At 64.2% G+C, this 11,841-nt stretch carries 8 protein-coding genes; all 8 read left to right on the forward strand.

Annotated features, from left to right (window positions below):
- Positions 1–13 precede the first annotated feature (13 nt).
- Positions 14–643: a glutathione S-transferase family protein gene (locus IV112_RS10300; RefSeq protein WP_304003387.1), complete on the forward strand. Its 630-nt coding sequence runs from the start codon at positions 14–16 to the stop codon at positions 641–643.
- A 109-nt stretch (positions 644–752) separates the two neighbouring features.
- A complete protein-coding gene (locus IV112_RS10305; protein ID WP_304003389.1) occupies positions 753–1,379 on the forward strand; it encodes a glutathione S-transferase family protein in 627 nt (208 codons plus the stop codon).
- A gap of 889 nt (positions 1,380–2,268) precedes the next feature.
- Entirely contained in the window at positions 2,269–4,416 is a 2,148-nt protein-coding gene (locus tag IV112_RS10310) for a hydantoinase/oxoprolinase family protein (protein WP_304003390.1), read from the forward strand.
- Between the two features lie 83 nt (positions 4,417–4,499).
- Positions 4,500–6,824, forward strand: coding sequence for a hydantoinase B/oxoprolinase family protein (locus IV112_RS10315; RefSeq protein ID WP_304003391.1), 2,325 nt, complete (start codon positions 4,500–4,502; stop codon positions 6,822–6,824).
- 38 nt (positions 6,825–6,862) lie between these two features.
- On the forward strand, positions 6,863–7,366 hold the full coding sequence (locus IV112_RS10320; protein WP_019918104.1) for an acetone carboxylase subunit gamma: 504 nt from the start codon (positions 6,863–6,865) through the stop codon (positions 7,364–7,366).
- A 236-nt stretch (positions 7,367–7,602) separates the two neighbouring features.
- A complete protein-coding gene (locus tag IV112_RS10325) occupies positions 7,603–8,613 on the forward strand; it encodes a WD40/YVTN/BNR-like repeat-containing protein (RefSeq protein ID WP_304003392.1) in 1,011 nt (336 codons plus the stop codon).
- 21 nt (positions 8,614–8,634) lie between these two features.
- Positions 8,635–11,013: an efflux RND transporter permease subunit gene (locus tag IV112_RS10330; RefSeq protein ID WP_304003393.1), complete on the forward strand. Its 2,379-nt coding sequence runs from the start codon at positions 8,635–8,637 to the stop codon at positions 11,011–11,013.
- Between the two features lie 91 nt (positions 11,014–11,104).
- Positions 11,105–11,841, forward strand: a 737-nt coding sequence (locus IV112_RS10335; protein ID WP_368500437.1) for a DUF1302 family protein, incomplete at its 3' end; no start/stop codon positions are given.

The following is an 11,841-nucleotide window of genomic DNA, read 5'->3' on the forward strand; positions in this document are numbered from 1 at the left end:
GGAGAGCGGACACATGAAACTGTACGACTGGCACGCAGCCCCGAACCCGAAGCGGGTTCGCATGTTTCTCGTCGAGAAGGACCTGGACCTGAACATCGTCGAGGTGTCGGGTGAGAACCTGCGCCTGCGGGCCGACTACATCGAGAAGTTTCCGCAGGCCATGGTGCCCATGCTGGAACTGCCGGACGGCCGCCAGATCGGCGAATCGATGGCGATCTGCCGTTACCTCGAAGAACTGCATCCTGCGCCGCCGCTGCTCGGTCGCAACGCCTACGAGCGCGCCATCGTCGACATGTGGGAAAGGCGAGCCTTCGACGAAGGCATGATGGCAGCCGGCGAGGTGTTCCGGAATACCGCCGACGCCTTCCGCGACCGCGGTCTGCCGGGCTTCGCGTCGCCGGTGGCGCAGATTCCTGCCCTGGTCGAACGCGGCCGCGAGCGGCTCGGTCACTTCTTCCGCAAGTTCGACCAGCAACTGGGCAAGCATCGCTACGTTGCCGGCGAGACCTTCTCGGTGGCCGACTGCACCACCTACTGCAGCATCGAGTTCGCCGGCTGGTCGGACATCGGCATTCCGGCCGACTGCAGCAATCTGCTGCGCTGGCACAAGGACGTGAGCGCGCGCCCGAGCGCGCGCGCCTGAGGATCGCCGACATGCGATGCCGGATATGGGGCGACACGCTGCAGGGCAGGGCGGCGCGCGCATCCGGATCGCATCGAGGCCACTGAGCACTGCATCGGGGGATGCGCGAATGATCGACCTTTACTCTGCACCGACACCTGATGGCTGGAAGGTTTCGATTGCGCTCGAAGAGCTGCGCATCCCCTATGCCGTGCACCCGATGGAAGCCTGCAGCGGCGAACGCCTGGCGCCGGACTTCCTGCGCGTCAGCGCCTGCGCCTGTTCGCCCACCATCGTCGATCACGACGCAGCGGGTTTCTCGGTCAGCGATGCCGGTCCCGTTCTGGTCTATCTCGCCGAACGCAGCGGCCAGCTGATGCCGAGCGACGCCATGGGTCGCTCGCGTGTGATGCAGTGGCTCATGCTGCCGGTCGACGCCGCCGACGCGGCGAAGACGGGTGATGCGAAGGCAGCACGGGCGGAGATGTTGCGTCTGTTCGCGCTGTTCGACCACCACCTACAGGGCGCCGACTACCTTGCTGGCGCGTTCAGCATTGCGGACATCGCACACTGGGCCTGGATGCGCATGCATGCGTGGTCCGACGTGGATATGCATCGCTTCAACGCGCTGGCGCGCTGGCTTCAGCGTGTCGCGGCGCGCGACGCCACGCTGCGCGGCCTGCGTGCGCTGCCGTCACCGTCGCTCGAACGGCCGGCCGAGCATGTGTGGAAAGTGAAATCCATCCTGCTGCGTTGAGCGCGCGAGCTCGGCTCTCGCACGCTTCGCTCGAGGAACCGAACGAGAGCGCTCTGTGCGATGCAGTCATGACTGCCGCCTGGGCCTGAACCGGGCGCCGCGCAATGCCCGCCGTTGCTGTCGGGGTCAGAAGACCCCTCCCACAAAAAGCCCAAACTTCGGCCGAGGTTCCGCGCATTCCCTGTGGGAGCGGCCTTGGCCGCGACGCCGCTTTTGCCGGCCGCCGGCTTCGGTCAAGGCCGCAATCGCGAGCAAGCGCGCTCTCCCACGCTTCGCTCGAGGAACCGAACGAGGGTGCTCTGCGGGATGCAGTCATGACTGCCGCCTGGGCCTGAATCAGGCGCCGCGCACTACCCACGGTCGCTGTCGGGGTCGGAAGACCCCTCCCACAAAAAAACCAAACGACGACCGAGGGTCGCTCGCATTCCCTGTGGGAGCGGCCTTGGCCGCGATGCGGCTTTGGCTGGCCGCCGGCCTCGATCAAGGCCGCAATCTCTTGAGCAAACCGGCCCACACCGATGCTCAGCCACGCCGCGCGAGCCACGGTGTTGACGCCGTCCGGAAGTTGTTGCGACGCAGCATATCAAAACCGTCCGAAACGACCGTCCGACGCGGGTTTCCGGACAGTCCGATCGCACTACGGTCGCTTCATACGATGCCGTCCGAATTCCATCCGTCCGATGCCCGTCGGCATGTTGTCACCCGACAGGCGAAGAAAATTATCCATATATAAATCAATCGCTTGAGAGATTGCCGTGTGCCGGAATCCGCACTGGCACCGTCCTTGCACCTAGAGGCTTGTTCGATCGCGGCCAGATCGATCAGGAAACACCGGCCCACGGGGGTCGGAGGCGAAGAGCAGTTGGACTATTCAAATGGAGACGTGGAGATGACGATCGATAACTCGTCGGTTCAGGTGCTGGGGATTGATGCAGGCGGCACCATGACCGACACCTTCTTTGTCCGTGCGGACGGCCGCTTCGTGGTCGGCAAGGCACAGAGCAATCCCGGGGACGAATCCCTGGCGATCTACAACTCGTCGGTCGATGCACTGGCGCACTGGGGCCGTGAGGTCGACGACGTGTACCCGGAGCTGGTGACCTGCGTGTACTCCGGTACCGCGATGCTGAACCGCGTTCTGATGCGCAAGGGCCTCGACGTCGGCCTCATCTGCAACCGCGGTTTCGAGCAGGTGCATTCGATGGGCCGCGCGCTGCAGAGCTATCTGGGTTACGCGCTGGAGGACCGCATCCACCTGAACACGCACCGCTATGACGAGCCGCTGGTTCCGGTGTCGCGTACCCGTGGCGTGACCGAGCGTACCGACGTGCAGGGCAAGGTCGTCATTCCGCTGCGTGAAGCCGAAGTGCGCACCGCGGTGAAGGAGCTGGTCGAAGCCGGTTCCCAGGCCATCGTCATCTGCTTCCTGCAGTCGCACAAGAACGGCACCAGCGAACAGCGCGCCCGCGACATCGTCAAGGAAGAACTGAAGAAGCTCGGCTCCAGCATCCCGGTCTTTGCCTCGGTGGATTACTACCCGCAGCGCAAGGAAAGCCACCGCATGAACACCACCATTCTCGAAGCCTATGGCGCGGAACCGTCGCGCGAGACGCTGAAGAAGGTGAGCGACCGCTTCAAGAAGCACGGCGGCAAGTTCGATCTGCGCGTGATGGCCACGCACGGCGGCACCATCAGCTGGAAGGCCAAGGAACTGGCCCGCACCATCGTGTCCGGCCCGATCGGCGGCGTGATCGGCTCCAAGCTGCTGGGCGAGGCGCTCGGTGACGAGAACATTGCCTGCTCTGACATCGGCGGTACCTCGTTCGACGTGGCCCTGATCACCAAGGGTTCGTTCGCCATCAAGTCCGATCCGGACATGGCCCGTCTGGTGCTGTCGCTGCCGCTGGTGGCGATGGACTCGGTCGGTGCCGGTGCCGGTTCCTTCGTGCGCCTGGATCCGTACTCGAAGTCGCTGAAGCTGGGCCCGGACAGCGCTGGCTACCGCGTCGGCACCTGCTGGCCGGAAAGTGGCCTGGACACCGTGTCGGTGTCGGACTGCCACGTCGTACTCGGTTACCTGAACCCGAACAACTTCCTCGGCGGCGCGATCAAGCTCGACGTGCAGCGTGCGCGTGACCACATCAAGGCGCAGATCGCCGACCCGCTGGGCCTGTCGGTCGAAGACGCGGCCGCTGGCGTGATCGAGCTGCTCGATCTGACGCTGTCCGAGTACCTGCGCGCCAACATCAGCGCCAAGGGTTACAACCCGGCTGAATTCACCTGCTTCTCCTACGGCGGTGCCGGCCCGGTTCACACCTACGGCTACACCGAAGGCGTCGGCTTCAAGGACGTCGTCGTACCCGCCTGGGCGGCCGGCTTCTCCGCCTTCGGCTGCGCCTGCGCCGACTTCGAATATCGCTACGACAAGTCGGTCGACCTCGGTGTCGCCCAGCTGGCCAGCGACGCCGACAAGGCGGCCGCATGCCAGACCCTGCAGGCGGCCTGGACGGAGCTGGCGGGCAAGGTGATCGAGGAGTTCGTCATCAACGGCTTCAAGCCGGAAGACGTGATGCTGATCCCCGGCTACAAGATGCAGTACATGGGTCAGCTGAACGACCTGGAAATCATCTCGCCGGTGTCGACCGCTGCGACCGCGTCCGACTGGGACAAGATCGTCGAAGCCTTCGAGAACACCTACGGCCGCGTCTATGCGAGCTCCGCACGTTCGCCCGAACTGGGCTTCTCGGCCACCGGCGCAATCATGCGCGGCACCGTGGTGACGCAGAAGCCGGTGCTGCCGGAAGACCCGGACTGCGGCCCGACGCCGCCGCCGGAAGCGCGCATCGGTACCCGTCCGTTCTATCGCCACAAGAAGTGGGTCGATGCGGTGATCTGGAAGATGGAAGCGCTGAAGTCGGGCAACCACATCGTCGGCCCGGCCATCATCGAATCCGATGCCACCACCTTCGTCGTGCCGGACGGTTTCGAGACCTTCGTCGACAAGCACCGCCTGTTCCACCTGAAGGAAGTCAAGTAAGCGCCGGCGTCCTGAAGGGCTGTCGGCGCCCACCCGGGCCCGGCAGCGCAGCGATCCGGAAAAAACTCCAAAGGAGAGACTGAATGAACATGATGAGCAACAACGAGACCGGCTTCGCCGATCTCCTGAAGAACGGCCAGACGCTGAAGCAGTTCCGCGACGGCATCATCGAGCGCACCAAGGCCAGCGGCCACTACAACGGCCTGGAGAAGCTCGAACTGCGCGACGCCGACCCGATCGGCTACGAGAAGCTGTTCTCCAAGCTGCGCGGCGGCCTGGTGCATGCCCGCGAAACCGCGAAGAAGATCGCCGCCAGCCCGATCGTCGAGCAGGAAGGCGAACTGTGCTTCACGCTGTACAACGCGGTCGGCGACTGCGTGCTCACCTCGACCGGCATCATCATCCACGTCGGCACGATGGGCGCGGCGATCAAGTACATGATCGAGAACAACTGGGAAGCCAACCCCGGCATCAATCCCGGTGACATGTTCACCAACAACGACTGCTCGATCGGCAACGTGCACCCGTGCGACATCGCCACCATCGTCCCGATCTTCTGGGAAGGCCGTCTGATCGGCTGGGTGGGTGGTGTGACGCACGTGATCGACACCGGCGCGGTGACCCCGGGTTCGATGTCGACCGGCCAGGTGCAGCGCTTCGGCGACGGCTACATGATCACCTGCCGCAAGACCGGTGTGAATGACACGCCGCTGCGTGACTGGCTGCACGAGTCGCAGCGTTCGGTGCGTACGCCGAAGTACTGGATTCTCGACGAGAAGACCCGTATCGCCGGCTGCCACATGATCCGCGAACTGGTCGAGGAAGTGATCCGTGCCGACGGCATCGAGGCCTACGAGAAGTTCGCCTACGAGGTCATCGAGGAAGGCCGTCGCGGCCTGATGAGCCGCATCAAGGCGATGACGCTGCCGGGCAAGTACCGCAAGGTGTCCTTCGTCGATGTGCCGTACAAGCACGAAGACGTGCAGGTGTCCTCCGCCTTCGCCAAGCTCGATTCGATCATGCACTCGCCGTGCGAAATGACGATCAAGCCGGACGGCAAGTGGCGCCTCGACTTCGAAGGTGCGAGCCGCTGGGGCTGGCATACCTTCAACGCCCACCAGGTGGCCTTCACCTCGGGTATCTGGGTGATGATGTGCCAGACGCTGGTGCCGACGCAGCGCATCAACGACGGCGCCTACTTCGCCACCGAGTTCCACCTGCCCAAGGGCACCTGGTGCAACCCGGATGACCGTCGCACCGGCCACGCCTACGCATGGCACTTCCTGGTGTCCGGCTGGGCGGCGCTGTGGCGCGGTCTGTCGCAGTCCTACTTCAGCCGCGGCTACCTCGAAGAGGTGAACGCCGGTAACGCCAACACCTCGAACTGGCTGCAGGGTGGGGGTATCAACCAGGACGGCGAGATCCACGCGGTGAACAGCTTCGAGGCCTCGTCTTGCGGTACCGGTGCCTGCGCCGTCAAGGACGGCCTGAACCACGCCGCCGCCATCTGGAATCCGGAAGGCGACATGGGCGACATCGAAATCTGGGAAATGGCCGAACCGCTGCTCTACATGGGCCGCAACGTGAAGGCCAACTCCGGCGGCTACGGCAAGTACCGTGGCGGCTGCGGTTTCGAGACGCTGCGCATGGTGTGGAACGCCCAGGACTGGACGATGTTCTTCATGGGCAACGGCTTCATGAACAGTGACTGGGGCATGATGGGTGGTTACCCGGCTGCCACCGGCTACCGCTTCGAAGCGCACAAGACCGGCCTGGAGCGTCGCATCGCCAACGGCGAAAGCCTGCCGCTGGGTGGCGACATCGATCCGACCTCGCCGACCTACGAGCACAACATCGACGCCACGGCACGGATCAAGCGCGACAAGCAGTGCATGACCACCGAGGACTGCTACGACAACCACGATCTGTACCTGAACTACCTGCGTGGCGGCCCCGGCTTCGGCGACCCGATCGACCGCGAGCCGAAGGCGATCGAGAAGGATCTGAACGAGAAGTTCCTGCTGCCCGAGTACGCCCAGAAGGTGTATGGCGCCGTCTTCACCCAGAACGCCAAGGGTGCGTACGTCATCGACGTGGCCAAGACCCAGGCCCGTCGCGCCGAGATGCGCAAGGAACGTCTGGCCCGTGCGGTGCCGGTGCGCGAATGGATGAAGGAAGAGCGCGAACGCATCATCAACAAGCACGCGTCGCAGGCCGTCCAGCACATGTTCGCCACCAGCTTCGCGCTGTCCGAGAAGTTCACCAAGCACTTCAAGGACTTCTGGAGCCTGCCGGCCGACTGGCAACTGCTGGAGACCGAACTGGGCGTTCCGTCCTACGGTTCCAAGCACCGCATGGACCTGTCGCTGATGCCTGACGTCACCACCGTCGTCCAGGTCGAAGAGTGACCTCCAACAGACCGATCACGCGAATCAAGGAGCAATAAATGTCGACTTACACCAACGAGCAGGTCGCTCACCTGGCCGAGGGCACGCTGGACTGGGAAACCACTTTCCGCATGCTGTCGATGCCGAAGGACAACAGCCGCTTCAAGCAGTACGTCGAGGCGCTGCAGAAGAAGGTGACCTTCAAGGACAAGATCGTGCTGCCGCTGGCCCCGCACATGTACATCGTGCAGACCGCGAAGAAGCAGTGGGTCATCAAGTGCGATTGTGGTCACGAGTTCTGCGACTACACCGACAACTGGAAGATGCACGCGCACATCTACGTGCGTGACACGGAAGAGGCGATGACCGAGGTCTATCCGAAGCTGATGGCGCCGGATACCAACTGGCAGGTGTACCGCGAGTACTACTGCCCGACCTGCGGCACGCTGCACGACGTCGAGGCACCGACCCCGTGGTACCCGGTGATCCACGACTTCGAGCCGGACATCGAAGCCTTCTACAAGGAGTGGGTCGGCCTTCCGGTGCCCGAACGGGCGTCGTGATGGATAGCCGGGGCGCCCACAAGGTGCCCCGGCGCGACCGGCCGGGGGAGGCCGGTCGCAGCGACAGCGGCCGGTTCCGGCCGGCCGCCTTCCTCCAAACACCCTGACGCGGAATCGGCAGTACCCGTATGCGGCCTTTGGCGGCTGCAGGGGGCCCCTCACGCCGAAATGTCCGTCCAGGTCATGAAAAGCGTCGTGCGCCCAGCGCACGGAACGGCGCCAGAAGGAGACAGAAGATGCTTCACCAGCTCAAGCGGTTCGGCAGCGGCGCACGTGCCGCGGTCAATGTCGTCACCTCGACGCTTCCCATCGCCATCATCGGTGGTCTGCTGTACGCGGGCTTCTTCGTGAAGGCCGAAGCCGTCATCAACAAGGTCGAGCCCAAGGCAGTCGAGCGGCGCGACAACTTCTTCAGTGTCACCGCACCGAGCGAGCAGATCGCCTGGGCTGCCGGTACCGGCGGCAAGATCGTTCGCAGCGACGACGGCGGAAAGACCTGGCACCGCCAGGTGGCCCCCACCTACGAGAACCTGCAGGGCATCGCCGCCTGGGATGCGCAGCACGCGGTGGTCGCGGGCAATCACGGCGTCATTCTCTACACCGCCGACGGCGGCAGCTCCTGGAAGGCCGGGCAGGTGCCGAAGTCGGACAACCCCAACAAGCTGTTCCGCGTGCACATCTTCGACGGCGTGGCCTGGGCGGTCGGCGAATTCGGTTCGCTGCTGCGCTCGGAAGACAAGGGCGTGACCTGGACGCGCGCGATGGAAGAAAAGGACCGCGCCTGGAACGACATCTACTTCCGCGGCCAGAACGGCTGGCTGGTCGGCGAATTCGGCACCGTCATGCGCACCACCGACGGCGGCGCGACCTGGACCGAGAACGAACTCGAAAACAAGGTGAGCCTGATGGGCGTCGATTTCCGCGACGACCAGAACGGCGTTGCCGTGGGCCTGACCGGGACTCTGCTGGTGACCAGCGATGGTGGCGCCAGCTGGCGCGAAGTGCCGCGCCTGACCCGCGAACACCTGCTCGACATCGCATGGGACGAGAACCGCTGGGTCGCCGTCGGCGACAAGGGCGTGATGGTCACGTCGGACGCCGCAGCCTCCGAATGGAAGCTCGGTCGCATCTCCGAGGGTGACGTCTCCTGGCGCACGCAGATCGCGCGTGCCGGCAATCGCTACTACGTATCGGGCGCCAATCTGGGCGTGCTCGAGGGCGGCAAGCTGACCATCGTCGGTCGATAAGAAGCGCAGGGGGAGAATGCTGTGAAAAACGAAACTTTCAGCAAGGTCGAACACGCGTTCGCGACGCTGATCCGTCATCGCACCTGGGTGGTGCTGGCGGTGGCGCTGCTGACCGCCGTCATGGGGTATCTCGCGAGCCACGTCGAAGTGAAGACGGTGTTCAGCGACTTGCTGCCGAAGAACCACCCGTACGTCGCGGTGAACCAGCAGTTCAAGTCCACCTTCGGTGGTTCGAACATGGTCAGCATCATGATCGAGGTGAAGGAGGGCGACATCTTCAAGCCCTCGGTGCTGGCCAAGGTGCAGAAGATCACCGTCGGTCTGCAGCAGGTCGACAGTGTCGACACCTACCAGATCATCTCGATCGCATCGAAGAAGATCAAGGAGGTGCGCGCCTCGACCGAGGGCGTCGAGTCGCGGCCCATCATGTGGCCGGAGCTGCCCAAGGGGCCGGCCGAGATGGCGGTGCTGAAGGAGGCGGTGCTCAACAATCCGCTGATCTACGGCCCCTATGTGTCGATGGATCTGAAGGCCACGCTGATCACCGCCGACTTCCTCGACGGTGACATCAATTACAGCAAGGCCTTCGAACAGATCATGGGTCTGGTCAAGGAGGCCGATGGCGACGGCGTGATGGTGCGCGTGGTCGGCGAGCCGGTGCTCTACGGCTGGGTCAATTACTACCTCGACGAAACCATACAGATCTTCTTCGCCGCCATCGCCTCGCTGGTCATCATCCTGATGCTGATCACGCGCACCTGGCACGGCACGGTGCTGCCGCTGCTGGCCGGTGTCATCAGCGCGATCTGGGCACTGGGCGCAGCCAAGCTGATGGGCTTCCACCTCGATCCGCTGGTGATCGTGGTGGCCTTCCTCATTACGGCGCAGGCAATCTCCAACTCAGTACAGCTGATTTCGCGCTACGACGACGAGATCGCGCACGGCGCGACGACGTCGGCCGCGGCCGCGGTGGCGAGCGCGAAGAACCTGTTCAAGCCTTCGATGCTGGCCATCGTCGCCGACGCGGGCTGCGTGCTGGTGGTGGCGCTGACCCCGATTCCGATGCTGGAAAAGATTTCCTACATCGGCACGGTGTGGATCTTCTCGATCTTCGTCAGCGCGCTGATCATGACCCCGGTCATGCTGTCCTTCTTCAAGCCGGGACAGGGGTTCGTGCATCCGCTGAACATCCGCCCGGTGCTCGAAACCATCCTGCGTGCCTGTGCAGGTGTCGTCACCACGCGCCTGCGCTACGTCGTGCTGGCCATCACCGGCGTCGTGTTCGTGGTGTCCGGCTGGTATGCCTTCAACCTGAAGGTGGGTGACGCCAACCCGGGTTCTCCCATCCTGTGGCCGGACTCGTCGTACAACCAGGATGCGTCCGACATCAACCGCCAGTTCCAGGGTTCCGACCGCATGTTCGTCGTGGTCGCCGGCAAGGAGAAGGGCGCGCTGCGCGAGCCGGAAGTGCTGCAGAGCATGGCCAACTTCCAGCGCTACATGGAAGCCCAGCCCGAGGTCGGCGGCAGCATTTCGCTGGCCGACATCCTGCCGCAGGTGCGCCGCGTGCTGCGCGAAGGCAATCCGATGTACGCCGAACTGGGCAACGACGCCGGCGAGAACTCGGAGCTGACCTATATGTTCGTCTCCGGTTCCGATCCGGGCGACATGGACCGCTACGCCGATGCCGACGCGAAGAACGGCGCGGTCACGCTGTTCTTCCGCGACCACCAGGGTGAAACCATCCGTACCGCGGTGGCCCGCGTGCAGGACTACGTGGCGCAGAACCCGATCGAGAAGGCGGACTACCTGCTGGCCGGCGGCCTGGTCGGCGTGCTGGCCGCGGTCAACGAGGTCATCCTCGCCGGCCAGATCGAGGCGATCGCGCTGGCGCTGCTGGTGCTGGTCGTGTGCTGCACGGTGACCTACCGCTCCACGGTGGCCGGGGTGTTCTTCATGATCCCGGTGATGCTGTCCAACACCATCACCTTCAGCTACATGGCATGGCAGGGCATCGGCATGAACATCAACACGCTGCCGGTGGTCGCCCTGGGCATCGGTCTGGGGGTGGATTACACCTTCTACATCGTCGATGGCATCCGCGAGGAACTGCACCACAACCCCAATGTGGAGCGCGCCATCGTCAAGGCGCTGTCCAGCGCCGGCCGCGGCGTGCTGGTGACCGCACTGACGCTGATCACCAGCGTCGGTCTGTGGAGCTTCTCGTCACTGCGCCTGCAGGCCGACATGGGTCTGCTGATCGCCCTGTGGCTCTTCATCTCGGCCTTCAGCGCGCTCTTCATCATGCCGGCCATCGTCTATGTGTTCCGCCCCGCGTTCATCGTGGGCAGCAAACAGCGCCCGATCGAGCGCGCCGAAGAACCTGCAGTCGTTGTGTGAGGGCAGCCCGTCGCGCCCGTCGGTGTCAGCCGACGGCGACGGGCGTGTGCAGGCGGCTCATGGGTAGTCCCAAACAGGAGGGAGTGGAGACATGAGAAGAAGCAGAACCTTCAGGCGGACCGGCACCGGTCTGGCGGTGGCGGCGGCACTGGCGATGATGGGCATGCCCGTCGCGCAGGGCGCCGAGGAGGCGGCGAAGGAGGGCGGCAACTGGGCGGGTACGGACGATTTCAGTTTCCAGCTGTCGGGTTACGCGCGTGCCTGGGCCTCGTTCAATCTCGAGGATCAACCGGAACTGAGCGCAGTCGGCAAGGACAGCGCCGGCAAGCTGTCGATGTTGCGCGGCTCCGTGCTGCTCGACGCCGACGCGAAGACCGGCCCGGTCAAGTGGAAGGTGATCGGTCGCCTCGACCGCGAGTACAAGACCAACTACCTCGAAGATCTCGAAGACCTGCGTGTCGCCAACGGCACGGCCGGCGGCAAGAGCATCACCGAAAACTACAACAACGGCGACATCCGCGAGTTCTGGGCGGAGATTCCCATTGGTGACCGCATCACGGTCAAGGCTGGCAAGCAGCAGCTGGTGTGGGGCGAGTCGGACTTCTTCCAGGCGATGGATCTGGTGCACGGTTACGACTACAGCTGGCGCCTGTTCTTCGAGGGCGAGAACGAGGAATGGCGCAAGCCGCTGATCATGGTGTCGACCAAGATCCGCATTCCCGAAGCCAAGGGCATGATCGCCGCCTTCGTACGTCCGGGCTGGGACCGCTGCGAGGACATCGGCAACACCTACGATATCCGCGGCGGCCGCTGGTTCTTCCAGCCCTA

The organism is Methyloversatilis discipulorum, assembly GCF_018780585.1.
GTDB lineage: Bacteria > Pseudomonadota > Gammaproteobacteria > Burkholderiales > Rhodocyclaceae > Methyloversatilis > Methyloversatilis discipulorum_B.